This is a genomic window from Candidatus Blastococcus massiliensis AP3 (assembly GCF_000582785.1).
Lineage (GTDB): Bacteria > Actinomycetota > Actinomycetes > Mycobacteriales > Geodermatophilaceae > Blastococcus > Blastococcus massiliensis.
The window spans coordinates 34,855-53,140 of the sequence record NZ_HG931175.1; the positions used below are offsets into that span (position 1 = coordinate 34,855).

19 protein-coding genes and 1 tRNA gene are annotated in these 18,286 nt (G+C 73.6%); 15 read left to right on the forward strand and 5 right to left on the reverse strand.

Translation table 11 applies throughout. The features are described from left to right. Nucleotides 1–29 precede the first annotated feature (29 nt). A complete protein-coding gene (locus BN344_RS14325; RefSeq protein WP_051515958.1) occupies nt 30–2,183 on the reverse strand; it encodes an MMPL family transporter in 2,154 nt (717 codons plus the stop codon). Between the two features lie 211 nt (nt 2,184–2,394). Here BN344_RS14325 and BN344_RS14330 point away from each other — a divergent pair. Further along, nucleotides 2,395–2,468 (forward strand) — tRNA-Pro (locus BN344_RS14330). A 214-nt stretch (nt 2,469–2,682) separates the two neighbouring features. On the opposite strand, the gene BN344_RS14335 is transcribed toward BN344_RS14330, so the two are convergent. Then, the gene (locus tag BN344_RS14335; protein ID WP_040339320.1) at nt 2,683–2,886 is read right to left on the reverse strand and encodes a hypothetical protein; all 204 of its coding nucleotides are present in this window, start codon (nt 2,884–2,886) and stop codon (nt 2,683–2,685) included. Nucleotides 2,887–2,940: 54 nt separating this feature from the next. On the opposite strand from BN344_RS14335, the gene BN344_RS14340 reads away from it, so the two are divergent. From BN344_RS14340 to gcvP, 13 genes are all read left to right on the forward strand, one after another. After that, nucleotides 2,941–3,474, forward strand: coding sequence for a DUF2243 domain-containing protein (locus BN344_RS14340; RefSeq protein ID WP_040339321.1), 534 nt, complete (start codon nt 2,941–2,943; stop codon nt 3,472–3,474). Between the two features lie 63 nt (nt 3,475–3,537). Then, nucleotides 3,538–3,738, forward strand: coding sequence for a DUF1918 domain-containing protein (locus BN344_RS14345; protein ID WP_040339322.1), 201 nt, complete (start codon nt 3,538–3,540; stop codon nt 3,736–3,738). A 9-nt stretch (nt 3,739–3,747) separates the two neighbouring features. Then, nucleotides 3,748–5,826 carry an elongation factor G-like protein EF-G2 gene (locus tag BN344_RS14350; RefSeq protein ID WP_040339323.1) on the forward strand — a complete coding sequence of 693 codons (2,079 nt, stop codon included), beginning with the start codon at nt 3,748–3,750 and terminating at the stop codon, nt 5,824–5,826. Between the two features lie 84 nt (nt 5,827–5,910). After that, complete coding sequence (locus tag BN344_RS14355; RefSeq protein WP_081788651.1) at nt 5,911–6,570, forward strand: CDP-alcohol phosphatidyltransferase family protein; 660 nt, start codon at nt 5,911–5,913, stop codon at nt 6,568–6,570. Then, complete coding sequence (locus BN344_RS14360; RefSeq protein ID WP_051515959.1) at nt 6,567–7,478, forward strand: DUF881 domain-containing protein; 912 nt, start codon at nt 6,567–6,569, stop codon at nt 7,476–7,478. Before BN344_RS14355 ends, BN344_RS14360 begins: the two co-directional genes overlap by 4 nt. 3 nt (nt 7,479–7,481) lie before the next feature. Then, nucleotides 7,482–7,814: a small basic family protein gene (locus BN344_RS14365; protein WP_040339324.1), complete on the forward strand. Its 333-nt coding sequence runs from the start codon at nt 7,482–7,484 to the stop codon at nt 7,812–7,814. Beyond that, entirely contained in the window at nt 7,811–8,641 is an 831-nt protein-coding gene (locus tag BN344_RS14370) for a DUF881 domain-containing protein (RefSeq protein WP_081788652.1), read from the forward strand. Before BN344_RS14365 ends, BN344_RS14370 begins: the two co-directional genes overlap by 4 nt. Nucleotides 8,642–8,727: 86 nt before the next feature. Then, the gene (gcvH, locus tag BN344_RS14375) at nt 8,728–9,132 is read left to right on the forward strand and encodes a glycine cleavage system protein GcvH (protein WP_040339325.1); all 405 of its coding nucleotides are present in this window, start codon (nt 8,728–8,730) and stop codon (nt 9,130–9,132) included. A 260-nt stretch (nt 9,133–9,392) separates the two neighbouring features. Next, on the forward strand, nt 9,393–9,911 hold the full coding sequence (gene odhI, locus BN344_RS14380) for an oxoglutarate dehydrogenase inhibitor Odhl (RefSeq protein ID WP_040339326.1): 519 nt from the start codon (nt 9,393–9,395) through the stop codon (nt 9,909–9,911). Nucleotides 9,912–9,950: 39 nt separating this feature from the next. Further along, complete coding sequence (ftsR, locus tag BN344_RS14385) at nt 9,951–10,682, forward strand: transcriptional regulator FtsR (RefSeq protein WP_040339327.1); 732 nt, start codon at nt 9,951–9,953, stop codon at nt 10,680–10,682. A gap of 121 nt (nt 10,683–10,803) precedes the next feature. Beyond that, nucleotides 10,804–11,304, forward strand: a complete 501-nt coding sequence (locus BN344_RS14390) for a bifunctional nuclease family protein (RefSeq protein WP_040339328.1) — start codon at nt 10,804–10,806, stop codon at nt 11,302–11,304. Nucleotides 11,305–11,554: 250 nt separating this feature from the next. Beyond that, nucleotides 11,555–12,127: a MerR family transcriptional regulator gene (locus BN344_RS14395; RefSeq protein WP_040339329.1), complete on the forward strand. Its 573-nt coding sequence runs from the start codon at nt 11,555–11,557 to the stop codon at nt 12,125–12,127. A 152-nt stretch (nt 12,128–12,279) separates the two neighbouring features. Then, complete coding sequence (gene gcvP / locus BN344_RS14400; protein ID WP_197022337.1) at nt 12,280–15,300, forward strand: aminomethyl-transferring glycine dehydrogenase; 3,021 nt, start codon at nt 12,280–12,282, stop codon at nt 15,298–15,300. Between the two features lie 36 nt (nt 15,301–15,336). Here gcvP and BN344_RS14405 read toward each other — a convergent pair whose 3' ends face one another. Together BN344_RS14405 and coaA are read right to left on the reverse strand one after the other, a co-directional pair. Beyond that, a complete protein-coding gene (locus tag BN344_RS14405) occupies nt 15,337–15,540 on the reverse strand; it encodes a DUF5999 family protein (RefSeq protein ID WP_040339330.1) in 204 nt (67 codons plus the stop codon). Between the two features lie 176 nt (nt 15,541–15,716). Next, nucleotides 15,717–16,670 (reverse strand): type I pantothenate kinase, encoded by a 954-nt coding sequence (gene coaA, locus BN344_RS14410; RefSeq protein ID WP_051515961.1) that lies wholly within the window; start codon nt 16,668–16,670, stop codon nt 15,717–15,719. A gap of 123 nt (nt 16,671–16,793) precedes the next feature. Here coaA and BN344_RS14415 point away from each other — a divergent pair, with 123 nt between their 5' ends. Continuing rightward, the gene (locus BN344_RS14415; RefSeq protein ID WP_040339331.1) at nt 16,794–17,603 is read left to right on the forward strand and encodes a GNAT family N-acetyltransferase; all 810 of its coding nucleotides are present in this window, start codon (nt 16,794–16,796) and stop codon (nt 17,601–17,603) included. A gap of 9 nt (nt 17,604–17,612) precedes the next feature. Here BN344_RS14415 and BN344_RS14420 read toward each other — a convergent pair whose 3' ends face one another. Continuing rightward, the gene (locus tag BN344_RS14420; protein ID WP_040339332.1) at nt 17,613–18,158 is read right to left on the reverse strand and encodes a YbhB/YbcL family Raf kinase inhibitor-like protein; all 546 of its coding nucleotides are present in this window, start codon (nt 18,156–18,158) and stop codon (nt 17,613–17,615) included. Nucleotides 18,159–18,286: the final 128 nt, after the last annotated feature.

Genomic DNA, 18,286 nt, shown 5'->3' on the forward strand with positions numbered 1-18,286 from the left:
GGGCCGGTGCGTGCCGGCCCTCCCCGCGGTCAACTCGTGGGTCGGACGTCCTGCGGGGCGTCCTGCCGGGTCCGCGGCGTGGGCACCCGGACGACGTCGTCGCCTCCTGCCGTGTCGGGCTCGTCCCGCACCTGCGCGAGCCGGCTGGGCCACCACATCCACCGGCCGAGGTCGAGGTTCAGCGCGGTGACCAGCACCGACCGCACCACGATCGTGTCCAGCAGCACCCCCAGCGCGACGGCGATGCCGAGCTGGGTGAGGAACGTCAGCGGCAGCGTGCCCAGCACCGAGAACGTCGCGGCGAGCACGAGACCGGCCGAGGTGATGACGGCGCCGGTCGCGCCGAGGCCGATCACCGCCGCCCGTCGGGTGCCGTGGTCGAACGCCTCCTCCCGCACCCGGGTCATGAGGAAGATGTTGTAGTCGATGCCCAGGGCGACGAGGAACACGAACACGAACAGCGGGAACGAGCTGTCCGTCGTCCCGACCCCGAGCGTCCAGTCGAAGATCAGCGCGCTGATACCCAGCGCGGCGCCGTAGGACAGCACCACCGTCGCGATGAGGATCAGCGGTGCGACGACCGCCCGCAGGAGCAGGCCGAGCACGAGCAGGACCACCACCATGATCAGCGGGATGATCACGCGGTTGTCGCGCTGCGAGGCGGTCTGGACGTCGAGGTTGACGGCGGTGTTGCCGCCGACCAGGGCCTCGCCGTCCCCGACGTCGTCCAGGCCGGCGCGCAGCCGGTCGATGGTGTCGTAGGCGGCCTGGCTGTCCGCGGGGTCGGCGAGCGCCGCCTCGATCAGCGCCGCGTCGCCGGTGACCTCGGGTGGCTCGACCGCGCCGATGCCCTCGGTGCCGGTCACCGCGTCGGCGACCTCGTCGGCGTCGGCTGCACCGGCCAGGACGTAGACCGGGTTGCCGGCGGTGGCCGGGAAGTGCCGGGCGGCGACCTCCTGGCCGGTGATCGACTCCGGGGTGCCGCGGAAGCCGTCGGCCTGGCTGAGACCCTTGGCGTTGAGCCCGAACATGCCCAGGCAGGCCGCCAGGAGCAGCAGGCTGGTGACCACCCACACCGCGCGCGGACGGGGCCTGATCAGGCCTCCCACGCGAGCCCAGAAGCCGGTGGCGCTGGGTTCCGGGCTGCCGAACTTCGGGCGCACGGGCCAGAACACCCAGCGGCCGCAGATGACCAGCATCGCGGGCAGCAGCGTCATGAGGACGACGAGGCTCACGCCGACGCCGATCGCCGCCACCGGGCCCAGCCCGGCGGTGGAGTTCATCGTCGCGAAGACGAGGCAGAGCATGCCGAGGATGACCGTGCTCCCGCTGGCCAGCACTGCCGGACCCGCCCGGTGGACGGCCTCGGTCATCGCCTCGTGCCGGTCTCCGTGCAGTCGCAGCTCCTCGCGGTAGCGGGCGACCAGCAGCAGTGCGTAGTCCGTCCCGGCCCCGATGACCAGGACGGTCAGGATGCTGGCGCTCTGCGCGTTGACGGTGAGATCGGCGTGGCGGGCGAGCAGGGTGATCAGCGCCTGCGAGCAGAACAGCGCGACGACCGCGGAGAAGATCGGCAGGATCCACAGGACCGGGCTGCGGTAGGTGAGCAGCAGGATGAGGATGACCACGCCCAGAGCGGCGAACAGCAGCGCACCGTCGATGCCCTCGAACGCCTCGGAGGAGTCGGCGGCGTTGCCGGCCGGGCCGGTGATCCAGGTCTCCAGGCCGGCGGGACCGTCGGTGGCGACGTCCCGCATGTCGTCGACCAGCGGGGCGATCGCCTCCCAGCCCCCGTCACCCATGTCCAGCGGCACCACGAGCTGCGCGGCCTGCCCGTCCTCGGACGGGATCGGGCCGGTGACCTCGCCGGAGAGCGCGTCGATCCCGTCGAACTGCGCGCGGTCGTCCTCGATGGCGGCGAGGTCGGCGGCGGTGAGGCCGTCCTCCCGCTCGTAGACCACCACGGCCGGGATCAGGTCCGGATCGGAGCCCAGTGCGGCCTGCTGCTCGAGCGCCCTCGTCGACTCGGCGTCCGCGGGCAGCCACGACGAGATCTCGTTGTCCTGCTCGTCGGTGAGCCCCCCGGCCAGCGGTCCCGAGGCGGCGGCGAGCACCAGCCAGAAGACGAGGATGACCCACTTGAATCGACGGTGGCTGACTGTGGATGCGTACGTCCTGCCCATGACGCAGTCCCTCCGGCACCTCGGTGCCCTGGTCGAGGAGGATGGCGACGGCCCGTGCGGAAGAGGCTGGCACCGCCGTCGTCAGCTGTCACCGGGTTCGACTCCGCGGTCGCGCGGAACTGAGCGGGGGTCGCCGGATGGTCGGCGGGGGTGCGGTAACCTTCCGGGGCGGTCGTCGCGCTGCCGGAGAACCGGCGAGGCGGACGGCACGCGGGCTGTAGCGCAGCTTGGTAGCGCACTTGACTGGGGGTCAAGGGGTCGCAGGTTCAAATCCTGTCAGCCCGACAGCGTGATGTCCCAGGGCATCCCGGAGGCCCGGACCCACGGATCGTGGGTTCGGGCCTCCGTCATGGGCGGTGTGCGCACGCGCGCCATTCGAGGCGCAGCCACGCCGCGCCCGCGCACGACGACGCGACGATCCGGCGACGACCGTTATCCCCAACAGCAGCGTCCGAACGGATGACCGGAAGACTCCGCGCCGGAGCGCCGGGGAACCGGCTCAGGACTCGGCGATGCGCCGGCACTCAGGGCAGGGGGCGGACGAACCGAGACCGCGTGGGCCGTTCCACTTCCCCTGGACCACGTCGACCGACACACCGCAGATCGCGGCCCAGGGCGCCGGCAGATCCGCGGTGGATGCGAGGACGGCGTGTGCCACCCCGGTGCTCTGCTCGCGGCCGGCGGCGTGGTCGACGGTGCTCATGGGCACAGCATGCGCGCGCGGGTGCGCGCCCTGCCGGTGGGGTAGCGGTGGGTCGTGGCGACGACGGCAGGCACAGCGGTGGGGGAGCGGCTTCCCTCGCGGGCGGCCGGGCTGCTCTACGGCATCGGGTTCGGCGGCTTCGTCGACGGCATCGTGCTGCACCAGATCCTGCAGTGGCACCACATGACCAGCGCCGTCGAGGGGCGCAGCCCACGCACGCTGGCCGGGCTCGAGGCCAATACCGTCGCGGACGGGTTCTTCCACCTGGGGACGTGGGCCGCCGCCGTGGCCGGGATGGTCACGATGCTGCTCGCCTGGCGGCAGGGCCGGGTCGCCCCGAGCTGGAGCTTTCACGCCGGGCTGGTGCTCGCCGGGTGGGGAGTCTTCAACCTCGTCGAGGGGCTGATCGATCACCAGATCCTCGGTGTCCATCACGTCCGTGACGATCTGGGCGCGCCGCTGAGCTGGGACATCGCCTTCCTGGCCTCCGGCGTCCTCCTGACAGCCGTGGGCTGGTGGATGCACCGGCGCGGGCTGCGGACCATGGCGGGGCGGGCCGTGCGCCCGATCCGGGCCGAGGGCCCTTGATCGAGCCGGTGCGGCGCGGCAGGCTGTGACTCAGACCACAGTTCCGCCCCGCAGGAGGTCGCCATGGAAGCGCACGTGGGGGACCGCATCGTCGTCCGCTCCACCCACCAGGGGGAGCCCGACCGCATCGGCGAGGTCGTCGAGTGCCACGAACCCGGCGGGGGACCGCCGTACCGCGTGCGCTGGGAGGCCGACGGTCATGTGGGCCTGTTCTTCCCTGGAGGCACCGTCACGGTGCTCCACGCCGCGGGCTCGCAGAGCTGAGCCGGGTAGATGGCGAAAGAAGCGTCTCCCGCACCGGCCCCGCGACCGGCGGAGCGGGTGCGCAACGTCGCCCTGGTCGGCCACTCGGGGGCGGGCAAGACCACTCTCGCCGAAGCGCTGCTCGTCGCCACCGGGGCCGTGCCCCGTCCCGGTCGGGTCGAGGACGGCACCACCTGCCTGGACACCGAGGACGTCGAGATCCGTCAGCGGCGCTCGGTCTCGTTGGGCGTGGCGACGGTCGAGCACGCCGACCACCGGATCACCCTGCTCGACACCCCCGGTTCGCCGGACTTCGTCGGGGAACTCCGCGCCGGGCTGCGGGCCGCCGACGCGGCCCTGTTCGTCGTCTCCGCCGTCAACGGGGTGGACGCCACCACGGTCCAGCTCTGGGAGGAGTGCGCGGCCGTCGGGATGCCGCGGGCGGTGGTGATCACGCAGCTGGACAAGCCGCGCGCCGACGTCGGGGAGGCGGTGCGGTTGTGCCAGATGCTGCTCGGCGACGGGGTGTTCCCCGTGCACCTGGCCGACCGCGGCCCCGACGGCTCGGTGCGTGGCCTCGCCTCGCTGCTCGATCCGGCGGCCGCGCCCGGGCCGGCGGACGACGAGGCCGACCGGCTCCGGTCCGAGCTGATCGAGGGCATCATCGGCGAGAGCGAGGACGAGGCGCTGATGGAGCGCTACCTCGCCGGTGACCTGCTGGTCCAGGCCGACCTGATCGCCGACCTCGAGACCGCCGTCGCCCGCGCGCACTTCCACCCGGTGCTCCTGGCCGCGCCGCTGACCGGGGTCGGCATCGCCGACCTGCTGGAACTGATCGTCGCCGGCTTCCCCAGCCCGCGGGAGCACGGCTGCCCGCCCGTGACCCGGCCGGACGGCTCGCCGGCACCGCCGCTGGCCTGCGACCCGGACGGGCCGCTCGTGGCGGAGGTGGTCAAGACGACGACCGACCCCTACGTCGGGCGGGTGTCCCTGGTCCGCGTCTTCTCCGGCACGCTGCAGCCCGACGTCGCCGTCCACGTCTCCGGGCACGGGCTGGCCGACCGCGGCCACCCCGACCACGACGTCGACGAGCGGATCGGCGCGGTCAGCGCCCCGCTCGGGCCGACCCTGCGGCCGGTGGCGGCGTGCCCGGCCGGCGACATCTGCGCCATCGCCCGGCTGACCAGCGCCGAGTCGGGCGACACGCTCTCCTCGCCCGACGACCCCCGGCTGGTGCCGCCGTGGGAGCTGCCCACGCCGCAGCTCCCGGTGGCCGTGGAAGCGGCGTCCCGGTCGGACGACGACCGCCTGGCCACGGCGCTGTCCCGGCTGGTCGCCGAGGACCCCACCGTGCGGCTGGAACGCCGTGGGGAGACCGGGCAGCTGCTGCTCTGGTGCGTCGGGGACGCGCATGCGGAGGTGCTGCTGGAGCGACTGCGCACCCGGCACGGCGTCACCGTCGTCCCTGTCCCGGTACGGGTGCCGCTCGTGGAGACGCTGGCCGGCCCCGCTCAGGTCACCGCCCGCCACGTCAAGCAGTCCGGCGGACACGGGCAGTACGCCGTCGTCGTGGTGGAGGGGGAGCCGGGCCCGCCCGGGAGCGGCATCGTCTTCGAGCAGCGCATCGTGGGCGGCACGGTGCCGAGCCAGTTCCACGGCAGCGTGGAGAAGGGCATCAGGGCGCAGGCCCAGCGGGGCATCAGCGGGGACCGGTCCGTGGTCGACGTCCACGTCACCCTCGTCGACGGCAAGGCGCACTCCGTGGACTCCTCCGACGCCGCCTTCCAGGCGGCCGGGGCCCTGGCCCTGCGCGAGCTCGCCGCCGCGGCGGGCACCCGCGTCCTGGAGCCGTGGTGCGAGGTCGCCGTGCAGGTGCCGGCCGAGTACGTGGGACCGGTGATGAGCGACCTGTCCTCCCGACGGGCCCGGGTGACCGGCACCGAGGCCGACACCGGTCGCGACCGGACGACGGTCCGCGCCGAGGTGCCCGAGGCGGAGCTGCTCACCTATCCGGGCGCGCTGCGCTCGATCACCCACGGCACGGGTTCCTTCGATCGCCGCCCGCTGGGCCACGAGCCGGCGCCCGCCAGCGTCTCGGTCCCCGCCTGAGGCTCGCCGCGAGCCTTCGAGCGGTGAGGAGGACGGGGTCCTTCGACTAGCCTCGGCCCAGGTGATCAGCGGGCTGGAGGGATCGTGACGTCGTCGAACGGGCCGTCGGCCGAGGCGACGGCGTCGGGCAGGCCCGACTTCGTCGGGCGCGACGACCTGCCCGACCGGATCTGGACGGTCCCCAACGCGCTGTCGGTGCTCCGCCTGCTGGGCGTGCCGCTGTTCCTCTGGCTGCTGCTGGGCCCGGAGGCCGACGGCTGGGCGGTGATCGTCCTGATGATCTCGGGCATCACCGACTGGGCCGACGGCAAGCTCGCCCGCTGGCTGGACCAGAGCAGCCGGCTGGGGGCCCTGCTCGACCCGGCGGCCGACCGGCTCTACATCGTCTGCACGCTGGTGGCCCTCGCGCTGCGCGACATCGCGCCCGTCTGGCTGGTCGCGCTGCTGGTCGGGCGCGAGCTCGTCCTCGGCGTCATGCTCCTGGTCCTGCGCCACCACGGCTACCCGCCGCTGCAGGTGCACTACCTCGGCAAGGCCGCCACGTTCCTGCTGCTCTACGCCTTCCCCGGACTGCTGCTGGCCGACGGAAGCGGCTGGCTGGCCACGGCGATCGAACCCTTCGCCTGGGCGTTCACCATCTGGGGCACCGCTCTCTACCTGCTGGCCGGCATCCTCTACGTCGTCCAGGTGCTGGGCATCGTGCGGGCAGAGCGGGCCGCCTCCACGGTCGGCCCGGTGCGGTGAGCGAACAGCCCCCGGGCGGGGGCCCACGGTCGCTGGGTGCCTCGCTGCTCGACGACGTGCTCGCCGAGACCCTCGATCCCGCCTACGTCCAGGCCGCGCAGGCCCGGGCGGCCGCGACCGACAGCGCTCCCCGGCGACGGTGGAAGGGGCGGGTGCTGGTCGCGCTCACGATGGTGGTCGCCGGTCTCCTCGCTGCCGTGACCTACGACCTGGCCGCCGCGCGCGTGCAAGGGCGGCAGGAGATCCGCGAGGCCCTGGTCGCCGACATCCGGGCCGAGTCCGAGGTCAGCGACGAGCTCGCCGCCGAGCTCGAGGAGCTGGGCGCCGAGGTCACCGTCGCCCGCGACGAGCTGCTGGCCTCCTCCACCACCGGCCAGCGGGCGCTGGATGCGCTCGCCCGTGCCGAGGAGGCCGCGGCCGCGGTGCCGGTCACCGGCCCGGGTCTGCTCGTCACGCTCGCCAACGCCGCGCCGAACGCCGACGACGACCCCGTCGGCGGCGGCACCGAGGCCGACCCCCGCGGCCGCGTGCGGGACGGCGACCTGCAGCAGGTGGTGAACGCGCTCTGGGCCGCCGGCGCGGAGGCGATCAGCATCAACGGCCAGCGGCTGGGCCCGACCAGCGCCATCCGGTTCGCCGGCGAGGCCGTCCTGGTCGACTTCCGCCCGGTCACGAACCCCTACGAGGTGCGCGCGATCGGTGCCCCCGACACCCTGTCCGGCGCCTTCCTGGCCAGCCCCGAGGTGCGTGCCCTCGCCCTCGTCTCGGAGTCCTTCGGGCTCCGGTTCGACTTCTCGCGGAAGGACGAGCTGACCCTTCCCGCCGCGACCACCCCTGAGCTGCGCTCGGCCCAGCCGGTCACCGACGAGGACCCCGTCCTGCCGTCCGACCCCGCTCCCGGAGACTGACCCGTGATCCCCATCCTCGGCCTGGTAGCCGGAGTCCTGCTCGGTCTGCTGTTCGATCCCACCGTGCCGCTGGGCCTCCAGCCGTACCTGCCGATCGCGGTGGTCGCCGCCCTCGACGCGGTCTTCGGCGGTCTGCGCGCCCGGCTCGACGGCATCTTCGACGCCAAGGTCTTCGTCATCTCGTTCGTCTCGAACGTCGTCGTCGCGGCCCTCATCGTCTTCCTCGGTGACCAGCTCGGCGTGGGGGCGCAGCTGTCCACCGCCGTCGTCGTCGTCCTCGGCATCCGCATCTTCGGCAACGCCGCGGCCATCCGCCGGCACGTCTTCCGCGCATGACCATGCCGCCGGAGGACACCGGGCCGCCGGAGGGCACCCGGCCGTCGGAGGACACCCGGCCGTCGGACGAGGGCGACCCGGCCGCCGCGCCCGAGGTTGGGGCCGCCGCGCCCGAGGTCGGGGCCGCTGCGCCTGGACCGCGGCGCCGCGACCCGCTCGCGGCCGCCCTGATCGGCGTGCTCACCCTGCTGCTCGGCTTCGCCTTCACCGTCCAGGTGCGCAACGCCGACGACGACCAGCTGCTGGCCGGGGCGCGCGAGGAGGACCTCGTGCGCATTCTCGACGAGGTCAGCTCCCAGGGCGCCCGGCTCCGCCAGCAGATCGCCGACCAGCGCGCCGCCCTGCGCGAGCTCACCAGCTCCGACAGCCGGTCGGCCTCGGCGCTCCAGGAGGCCAGGGACCGGGCGGCGTCGCTCGGCGTCCTCAACGGGACCGACGCCGCCCAGGGTCCGGGTCTGCGCATGACCGTGCGGGATCCCGACGGGGAGCTGCGGGTCGCCGACCTGCTCGACGTGATCCAGGAGCTGCGCGGCGCCGGCGCCGAGACGATGCAGATCGACGGTGTCCGCGTCGGCCTCACGACGGCGGTCACGGGCACGCAGGGCGAACTGCTCGTGGACGGCCGGCCGATCACGGCCCCCTACGAGTTCCTGGTGCTCGGCTCGCCGCAGAACATCGAGACGGCCCTCAACATCCCCGGGGGAGTGGTGCAGCACGTCGCCGGCCGGGGCGGCTCGGTGGTCGTCGAGCAGGTGCCCGATCTCGTCGTCGACGCGTTGCGGCCCCTGCCCGAGGCTCAATACGCTGCGCCGGACGTCGACGACTGATGAAGGACCTCCCTGCCCCCCCCGCCACTCGCACGCTCGCGGCGGGCCCCTGCAGGGAGGCCGTCACCACCATGGAGACTCTCCGTATGAGCACGCCTGATGACCGCCGCTACACCGACCAGCACGAATGGGCGCTGGTGCAGGGCACCGACGGCACGTCGACGGTCGTCCGCGTCGGCATCACCGACCACGCGCAGGACGCGCTCGGGGACATCGTCTTCGTGCAATTGCCCGCCGTGGGCGACGAGGTGACGCCCGGGACGCCGATCGGCGAGGTCGAGTCCACCAAGTCGGTGTCCGACGTCTACGCACCGGTGGCGGGGGTCGTGGCCGCCGTGAACGAGGCGCTGACGGACGCACCGGAGACGGTCAACGCCGATCCCTACGGTTCCGGCTGGCTGGTCGACATCAGCGTGCCGGCCGAGGGCGGCGACCCGATCGGCCAGCTGCTCGACGCCGACGCCTACCAGGCGCTCGTGGCGGGTTCGTGACGGCCCTGCCTGACAGGCTGTCGACGACGCCGCTCACTATGATCACGACAGGACACGGGGTCCGCTTCTGCCCATCGCGGAACTCTCGTCCCTGACCCTGCACGCGTGGTTGACCCTCGGGTCCACCGCTGGTTCCATGACCACGGCCCGCCGCACCCGCGGTGGCCGACACTCGACGGGCCGTCCGGTCCGTCGTCAGCCGGCCGCCCGCGGCCCGTCAAGGCTCGCGGCGACGCCCCTCGCACCGGAGGAGACGCAACGTGCACTGCACTCGATGTGGACACGAGAACCCCGAGGGCAGTCGCTTCTGCGCGCAGTGCGGCTCGGCGCTCTCCCCGGAGCGGGTCGGTGAGTCGACCAGCGTGATCCCCAAGGTGGGGGGCGAGGACTCCGGGGACCAGCCGGAGGTCGCCGAGGCCGCGGCCGACGCGCACGCCGGGGCCGTCGAGTCCCTGCCGGCCGGGTCGGCGCTGCTGGTGGTCAAGCGTGGCCCGAACGCCGGCAGCCGGTTCCTGCTCGACCAGGACGTCACCACCGCCGGACGCCACCCCGACAGCGACATCTTCCTCGACGACGTGACCGTCAGCCGCCGGCACGTGGAGTTCCACCGCGAGGGTGGCGGCTTCTCGGTGCACGACGTCGGCAGCCTCAACGGCACCTACGTCAACCGCGAGCCGGTCGACGTCGCCTCCCTCGCCGGAGGCGACGAGGTGCAGATCGGGAAGTTCCGCCTCGTCTACCTGACCGGTCCGCGCACCGGCGAGCCGGCCGCTCGCTGATGGTGGCGCGTGCCGTGCACGCGCCGGCGTGAAGGAGGCATGACCGCGGTGCCCGAGCGCGAGAGCGCGCTCGGGGACGCCGTCGACCAGCACACGCCTCGGCTGACCATCGGCGAGGTGCTGGCTGTGCTGCGCGACGACTTCCCCGACGTGACCATCAGCAAGATCCGCTATCTCGAGTCCGAGGACCTCGTCCACCCGCAGCGCACCCCCTCGGGCTACCGCAAGTTCTCCCGGGCCGACGTGAGCCGGCTGCGGTACGTGCTCGCGGCCCAGCGCGACCACTACCTCCCGCTGAAGGTCATCAAGGAGCACCTCGAGGCGCTCGACCGGGGCGAGCCGGTCCCGGGGACCGGCGGCCCGGCTGCCGTGCCCCCGCCCGCACCGGAGGGCGGGACCGAGACCCCGCTGACCCCCGAGCAGTTCGCGCGGGCCGCGGGACTGGAACCCGAGCAGCTCGCCGACTGCGTGCAGTTCGGTCTCCTGGCCACCGACGCCGAGGGCCGGCACCCGGTAGCCGACCTCGCCGTCGCCCGCGCGGCGGCCGGACTGGCCCGCCACGGGATCGAGCCGCGGCACCTGCGGGTCTACCGCAGCGGCGTGGAGCGGGAGGCCGGGCTGGTCGAGCAGCTCGTGGCGCCGGTCCTGCGGGCACGCTCGGAGGAGGCGCGGACCCGCGCGACCGAGAAGCTGCGGGAGCTGGCCGGCCTGTCCGCCCAGCTGCACACCGCACTGCTCGAGGCTCGGCTCCGGGACCTGCTGCGCCCCTGACTCCGGGCGTACGGTGAACCTGTCGCCGTCCCGGCGCCCGCCGCCCGCATCCGACCAGACATCGCCCCGCCCGACCGCCTCCCGGGACGGTCGCCGGGGCCGCAGCCGAGGGAGCCGTACCGTGCAGGAGCTTCGAGTCGTCGGTGTCCGCGTCGAGCTGCCGGGCAACCAGCCGATCCTCCTGCTCAAGGAGACGCAGGGGGAGCGCTACCTGCCGATCTGGATCGGCGCGGTCGAGGCCGCGGCGATCGCCTTCGAGCAGCAGGGTGTGCGGCCCGCCCGCCCCATGACCCACGACCTCCTCCGCGAGGTGATCACCGCGCTGGGAGCCGAGCTCGAGGCGGTCAACATCACCGAGATGCGCGACGGCATCTACATCGCCGAGCTCGTCCTGGGGGAGGAGCGGGTGGTCAGCGCCCGCCCGTCGGACGCGGTGGCGCTGGCCGTGCGCACCGGGGCACCGATCTTCGGCGCGGACGACCTGCTCGACGAGGTGGGCATCGAGATCCCCGACGAGCAGGAGGACGAGGTCGAGAAGTTCCGCGAGTTCCTCGACCAGATCTCCCCGGAGGACTTCGGCGCCGGTTCGGGTTCGGGCGGCGGCTCCGGCGGACCCGCCTGAACCCGGCCAGAGGAGACTTTCGGCAGGGCCGGGCGGCACTCCACTCGAAATGATGAGCGGGGCGACACGCCGCCCTGCTCAGTTGACCGACCACCGGGCCCGGCTTACGGTCGGCGAACAACAACGGTGTGACACCTGAGGTCAGCGGGCGCGAGTCCCGCCGACATGCGAGGCCCGTCGCGGGCGGAGCACAGGGAGAAAGCCGTCGACCGGACCGCGCGAGCGGTCCGGGACAGAGGAGGACGCTGACGTGAGCGACGAGGACCTGAGCTCCCAGGGTCAGCTGTTCAGCGACGCCGCGGTCGGCGCCCCTGCCTACGACGAGGTGGACACCGACCTCGTCGGCTACCGCGGTCCCACGGCCTGTGCGGCAGCCGGCATCACCTACCGGCAGCTCGACTACTGGGCCCGTACCGGCCTGGTCGCGCCCTCGGTCCGCAGCGCCACCGGCTCGGGTACGCAGCGGCTGTACTCCTTCCGCGACATCCTGGTCCTCAAGGTCGTCAAGCGACTGCTGGACACCGGCGTCTCGCTGCAGAACATCCGCAAGGCCGTCGACCACCTGCGCAACCGCGGCATCAGGGACCTCGCCAACGTCACGCTGTTCTCCGACGGTGCCACGGTCTACGAGTGCACCTCCGCGGAGGAGGTCGTCGACCTGCTCGCCGGCGGGCAGGGCGTCTTCGGCATCGCCGTCTCCGGTGCGCTGCGCGAGCTCTCCGGTGAGCTCGCCGAGCTGCCGGCCGAGCGCCTCGACGGCGCGCCCATGGCCGCTGCCGACGACGAGCTGTCGCTGCGCCGCCGTCGCCGCGCCGCCGTCTAGCCTCCGCGCGGTCGCGCCGAGTGGGCCCCGGAGGGGTCCGCGCAGGCGCGACGACGGGGCTCCACCCTGTGGGGGACGGCACCTGATCGCGTTGTCGTCCGGCAGGACGACAATGTTGTAGCGTTCTGCCAGTGGCAGACCGTGCTCAGTCCGTGGCCGCACCGGTAGGGGAGTCCCTCCCGCCGTTCGCCGGGCCGCTTCCCTCGCTCACTTCGCTGAACCCTGCCGGCTCCTTCGCCGCCCGCCACATCGGGCCTCGGGCCGGGGACACGGCCGCGATGCTGGCCACCGTCGGCTATCCGACGCTGGAGGCACTGGCCGACGCCTGCGTGCCCGAGCAGGTCCGCGACCGGACGCCGCTGGCCGTGCCTGCTGCCGCGGACGAGGCCGCCGTCCTGGCCGAGCTGCGCGAGCGCGCCGCCCAGAACGACGTCTTCACCTCGATGATCGGCCTGGGCTACTACGGCACCGTCACGCCGGCCGTCATCCAGCGCACCGTGCTGGAGAACCCGGCCTGGTACACCGCGTACACGCCGTACCAGCCCGAGATCAGCCAGGGCCGGCTCGAGGCGCTGATCAACTTCCAGACGATGGTCGCCGACCTCACCGGCCTCGACGTCGCCGGGGCCTCCATGCTCGACGAGGCCACCGCCGCGGCCGAGGCGATGACCCTGGTCCGCCGGGCGGGCCGGACGAGGACGGACGCCGTGTTCGTCGTCGACGCCGACACGCTGCCGCAGACGCTGGCCGTCCTCGAGACCCGCGCCGAGCCGCTGGGCATCGCGCTGCACGTGGCCGACCTGTCGCAGGGCTGGCCCACCGATCTGCCCGACGCCGGCGCCTTCGGCGTGCTGCTCTCGTACCCGGGCGCCAGCGGCGCCGTCCGCGACCACCGCGCCCTCGCCGCGGCCGCGCACGAGGCCGGTGCCTCGGTCGTCGTCGCCGCCGACCTGCTGGCCCTCACCCTGCTGGAGGCGCCGGGGGAGTGGGGCGCCGACGTCGCCTGCGGCACCACCCAGCGCTTCGGTGTCCCGATGGGCTACGGCGGCCCGCATGCCGGCTACCTGTCCGTCCGCGAGGGCCTGGCCCGGCAGCTGCCCGGCCGGCTGGTCGGTGTCTCGGTCGACGCCGACGGCGACGTCGCCTACCGGCTGGCGCTGCAGACCCGCGAGCAGCACATCCGCCGCGAGAAGGCGACCAGCAACATCTGCACCGCCCAGGTGCTGCTGGCGGTCATGGCCGGCGCCTACGCCGTCTACCACGGCCCCGAGGGGCTGGCGGCGATCGCGGCCCGCGTGCACCGGAGCGCGCTCGCGCTGGCCGCCGCCCTCCGGGCGGGTGGGCTCACCCTGGCCTCCGAGCACTTCTTCGACACCCTGACCGTCGCGGTGCCCGGTCGCGCCGCCGACGTGGTGGGCGCGGCGGCCGAGCGGCGGATCAACCTGCGGCTGGTCGACGCCGACACCGTGTCGGCAGCCTGCGACGAGACGACGACGCCGGACACCTTGCGGGCCGTCGCCGAGTCGTTCGGCGTCGCCTTCGACGACGCGGCGCTCGACGACGAGGGCAGCGACGCGCTCCCCGCCGACCTGCGCCGGCAGACCGCCTACCTGACCCACCCCGTCTTCTCCGCGCACCGTTCCGAGACCGCGATGCTGCGCTACCTGCGCATGCTCAGCGACAAGGACCTGGCGCTGGACCGCACGATGATCCCGCTCGGCTCGTGCACGATGAAGCTCAACGCCGCCACCGAGATGGCCGCCATCACCTGGCCGGAGTTCGCCGGCCTGCACCCGTTCGCCCCGGCCGGGCAGGCCCAGGGCTACACCCGGCTGATCGACGAGCTGTGCGGCTGGCTGGCCGAGGTGACCGGCTACGCCGCCGTGAGCGTGCAGCCCAACGCCGGGTCGCAGGGCGAGTTCGCCGGCCTGCTCGCCATCCGTGGCTACCACCGCTCCCGCGGCGAGGACCAGCGTGACGTCTGCCTGATCCCCAGCTCCGCCCACGGCACGAACGCCGCCAGCGCGGTCATGGCGGGCATGCGGGTCGTCGTCGTCGCCTGCGACGAGGCCGGCAACGTCGACCTCGGCGACCTGCGGGCCAAGGTGGACCAGCACGCCGACCGGCTGGCGGCGATCATGCTGACCTACCCCTCGACGCACGGCGTGTACGAGACCGAGGTGCGGGAGATCTGCGCCGCGGTGCACGACGCCGGGGGACAGGTCTACGTGGACGGGGCCAACCTCAACGCGCTGGTCGGCCTCGCCCGTCCGGGCCGGTTCGGGTCCGACGTCAGCCACCTGAACCTGCACAAGACCTTCTGCATCCCGCACGGCGGCGGCGGTCCCGGCGTCGGCCCGATCGGCGTCGCCGAGCACCTGGTGCCCTTCCTGCCGGGTCACCCGCTGGTCGACACCGGCACGGCGGGTCCGGCGGTGTCCGGCGCCCCGTACGGGTCGGCGGGCATCCTCCCGATCTCCTGGGCCTACGTCCGGCTCATGGGCCCGGACGGCCTCACCAAGGCCACCGAGCACGCCATCCTGGGCGCCAACTACCTGGCCACGCGGTTGCGCGAGCACTTCCCGGTGCTCTACACCGGCGCGGGCGGCATGGTCGCCCACGAGTGCATCCTCGACATCCGCCCGCTGACCAAGGCGACCGGGATCACCAACGACGACATCGCCAAGCGGCTCATCGACTTCGGCTTCCACGCGCCGACGATGAGCTTCCCGGTCGCCGGCACGCTCATGGTCGAGCCGACCGAGAGCGAGGACAAGGCGGAGCTGGACCGCTTCGTGGAGGCGATGGTGACCATCCGCGGCGAGATCGAGAAGGTCGCCACCGGCGAGTACGACGCCACCGACAACCCGCTGCGCAACGCTCCGCACACCCTGGCGATGCTGGCGGGGGAGTGGGAGCGGCCCTACCCGCGCACGACGGCGGTCTACCCGGTGCGTGGCTTGCAGGGGCGGGGCTACCTCAGCCCGGTCCGGCGCATCGACCAGGCCTACGGGGACCGCAACCTGGTCTGCGCCTGCCCGCCGATCGAGGCGTTCGCCGAGCACGACTTCGGAGAGCACGCGCCGCAGGAGAACGGGTCGACCCCGGACCGGTCGACCGGAGCACCGGACGACCTGGGGACGACGGCCGACGTGGTCGGCGCCCAGGCCTGACTCCCGGCCGTCGGTGCCGGGGCGCGGGCGGGTCGCTCAGGCGCTGAGGGGTTCGGGGGTCAGCCAGGTGTGCGGGTCGGCGAAGGCGCGGCCGTCGGGCAGCAGCTCGCCGTCGTCGTCGAAGAGGACGACGCCGTTGCACAGCAGGCTCCAGCCCTGTTCGGGGTGGCTGCTGACGACGGCGGCGAGGTCACGCGCCTCGCTGGAGACGTCGGGGCACGGGGTTGCGTGAGCGCACATGGGATGGATCCGTCCGTCTGGGTCGGCAGGAGCCGGCTGTAGCTGATGGTGAGCGTCCGATTACCGAACGCTGCCTAGTGTGCGCGCCGATCGACCACTCGGATAGTGATGCAGGTCACCAGATCACTCCGAGGAGTGGTGCAGAGTTGCCAGTGCCCGTCGGCGGACCGGATGGGTCAGAGCTTGCGCAGCAGGATCCGCCGGACGGAGTGGTCGGCGGCCTTCTGGAGCACCAGTCGGGCGCGTGACCGGGTCGGCGCGATGTTGGTGCGCAGGTTGGGCCCGTTGACCGCGGTCCAGATGCCCAGGGCCGTCTCCTGGGCCTGCTCGTCGGTCAGGTCGGCGAACCGGTGGAAGAACGCGGAGGTGTCCGCGAACGCGGTACGCCGCAACGCGAGGAAGCGCTCGACGTACCACCGCTGGATGTCGGCCTCGGCAGCGTCGACGTAGACGGAGAAGTCGAAGAAGTCCGAGGCGAACACCTCGGGAGCGGTGCCGTCGGCACGACGACCCGCCTGCAGCACGTTGAGACCCTCGACCACGAGGATGTCCGGACGGTCCACGGCCTGCCGCCGGTCCGGGACGATGTCGTAGGCGCGGTGGTCGTAGACCGGCGCGAACACCTCTTCCCGCCCGCTCTTCACATCGGCGAGGAAGCGCAGCAGCGCCCGCCGGTCGTAGCTCTCCGGAAAGCCCTTGCGCGACATCAGACCGCGGGCCTCGAGCACCGCGTTGGGGAGGAGGAACCCGTCGGTGGTGACGAGGTCCACCCTCGGCGAGCCGGGGCTGGCCGCGAGCAGCGTCTGCAGCAGCCGCGAGGTGGTGCTCTTGCCCACCGCGACGCTGCCGGCGACCGCGATGACGAAGGGCACCTTGGCCGTCGAGTCGCCCAGGAAGTCGCTCTGTGCTGCCCAGAGGCGCTTGCTGGCGGTGACGTGCAGGCCGAGCAGCCGGGCCAGCGGCAGGTAGACCGTGGCCACCTCGTCCAGGTCGATCCGGTCGCCGAGCGAGGCGAGCGCCGAGAGGTCCGCCTCGTCCAGGGGTAGCCGGGACCCGGCGGCGAGCGCCCGCCACGAGTCGCGGTCGAACACCGCGTAGGGCGAGATGGAGCCGCGTGTCCCTGCCGTCACGCCCCCATCGTGCCGTCCGGCCCCCGGGCCTCCTACGCGCGGGTCACCCATGGGGGTGGGCCGGGACCCGCGGGGACGTCCGCGCGACCGTTCCCCGGACAGGGGCGGTCTAGGGTTCCCGGTGTGTCAGCCCGCCCGGGACTGCTCGAGTGCATCGAGCGCTACTACGCCGCCGCGCCGCTGCCGGACGCGCGGATCGAGCGCGCGGGCGCCCTCGACGTCCCCGTGGCCGATCCCGCCTGGCCCTACCCCGCGCGCCCGGCACGGGGGAGCGACTCCCGGGTGACCGTGGCCGACGTCCGCCGCGCCGTCGAGCTCCAGCAGGCCGCCGGGCTGCCGGCCGCCCTGGAATGGATTCCGGAGTGCACCCCGGAGGTGGCGGGCGCCGCCCGCGCCGCGGGGCTGGTCGTCGAGGAGCTGCCCCTGCTGGTGGCGGACGAACCGGTCGAGCTGCTCTTCCCCGCCGGGGTGCGGCTGTACCTGGTGGGCGCCGAGGACCCCGAGCTGCCGCACTACCTGGCGGTGTCGGCGGTCGCCTTCGCCCACCCCGGGGGGCCGGCCGACGTACCCGCCACCGTGCCCGCCCCGGAGCCGGAGAGCGGCCCCGGGACGGCGGCCCTCCGCGAGCGGATCGCGTCCGGCCGGACCGTGATGATGGTGGCGATCGAGCGTGGCGTCCCCGTCGCCGTCGGGCTGCACCAGCCCGTCGACATCGACGGCGCGGTGGTCAGCGAGATCGTCGGCCTGGCCACCACGCCGCGCCTGCGCGGCCGGGGGCTCGGCGCCGGGATCGCCTCCGCGCTCGTCGCGCACGCCCGGGAGACCGCGGACCTGGTGTTCCTGGCGGCCGGCGACGACGACGTCTCCCGGGTGTACGAGCGGATCGGCTTCGCCCGCGTGGCGACCACCGGCGCCGCCGGACCGCCCGAGTAGGTCGTCCGGCTACCGCTGCTCGTAGGTGGCGACCAGGGTGGCCCGGGCCACGGTGTGGAAGAACAGGTTGAAGCCCAGGACGGCGGGTCGGGTGTCGCCGTCGACGTCGAGCGTCTCCGTGTCGACGGCGTGGACGACGACGAAGTAGCGGTGCGGGCCGTGGCCGGACGGCGGAGCGGCACCCACGTACCCGGCGAAACCGCCGTCGTTGCGGAGCTGGACCGCGCCCGCGGGCAGGTCGGGGGAGTCCTTGCTGCCCGCATCGGCGGGCAGCTCGGTGACCGTGGCGGGGATGTTGGCCACGGCCCAGTGCCAGAAGCCGCTGGCGGTCGGCGCGTCGGGGTCGAAGACGGTCACCGCGAAGCTGCGGGTGCCCTCCGGGAAACCGGACCACGACAGCTGCGGCGAGCGGTCCTCTCCGCCGGCACCCATCACGCCGCTGACCTGCGGCATGGACAGGGAGGCGCCGTCGGTGACGTCCCCGCTGGTGACGGTGAACGACGGCACCCGCGGCAGGAAGTCGTACGGGTTGGGCGGCAGCGGCCGGTCGGCCATGTCGGTCCTCTCGACGCAGGGGCGGGAACGGACGCCGTCCGCGCAGGGCAGGCGTCCTCGTCGCGACACTAGGCAGGAGCGGTGCGCCGCGCGCGTCGGCATGCGAGCGACCCGGTACACGAGCGACC

Bases quoted from the DNA above. Each gene is read 5' to 3' on its own strand.
- BN344_RS14325 (WP_051515958.1), bottom strand. From the start codon at position 2,183: ATGGGCAGGACGTACGCATCCACAGTCAGCCACCGTCGATTCAAGTGG.
- BN344_RS14350 (WP_040339323.1), top strand. From the start codon at position 3,748: ATGGCGAAAGAAGCGTCTCCCGCACCGGCCCCGCGACCGGCGGAGCGG.
- BN344_RS14345 (WP_040339322.1), top strand. From the start codon at position 3,538: ATGGAAGCGCACGTGGGGGACCGCATCGTCGTCCGCTCCACCCACCAG.
- gcvH (WP_040339325.1), top strand. From the start codon at position 8,728: ATGAGCACGCCTGATGACCGCCGCTACACCGACCAGCACGAATGGGCG.
- ftsR (WP_040339327.1), top strand. From the start codon at position 9,951: ATGACCGCGGTGCCCGAGCGCGAGAGCGCGCTCGGGGACGCCGTCGAC.
- BN344_RS14335 (WP_040339320.1), bottom strand. From the start codon at position 2,886: ATGAGCACCGTCGACCACGCCGCCGGCCGCGAGCAGAGCACCGGGGTG.
- BN344_RS14405 (WP_040339330.1), bottom strand. From the start codon at position 15,540: ATGTGCGCTCACGCAACCCCGTGCCCCGACGTCTCCAGCGAGGCGCGT.
- BN344_RS14370 (WP_081788652.1), top strand. From the start codon at position 7,811: ATGACCATGCCGCCGGAGGACACCGGGCCGCCGGAGGGCACCCGGCCG.
- BN344_RS14420 (WP_040339332.1), bottom strand. From the start codon at position 18,158: ATGGCCGACCGGCCGCTGCCGCCCAACCCGTACGACTTCCTGCCGCGG.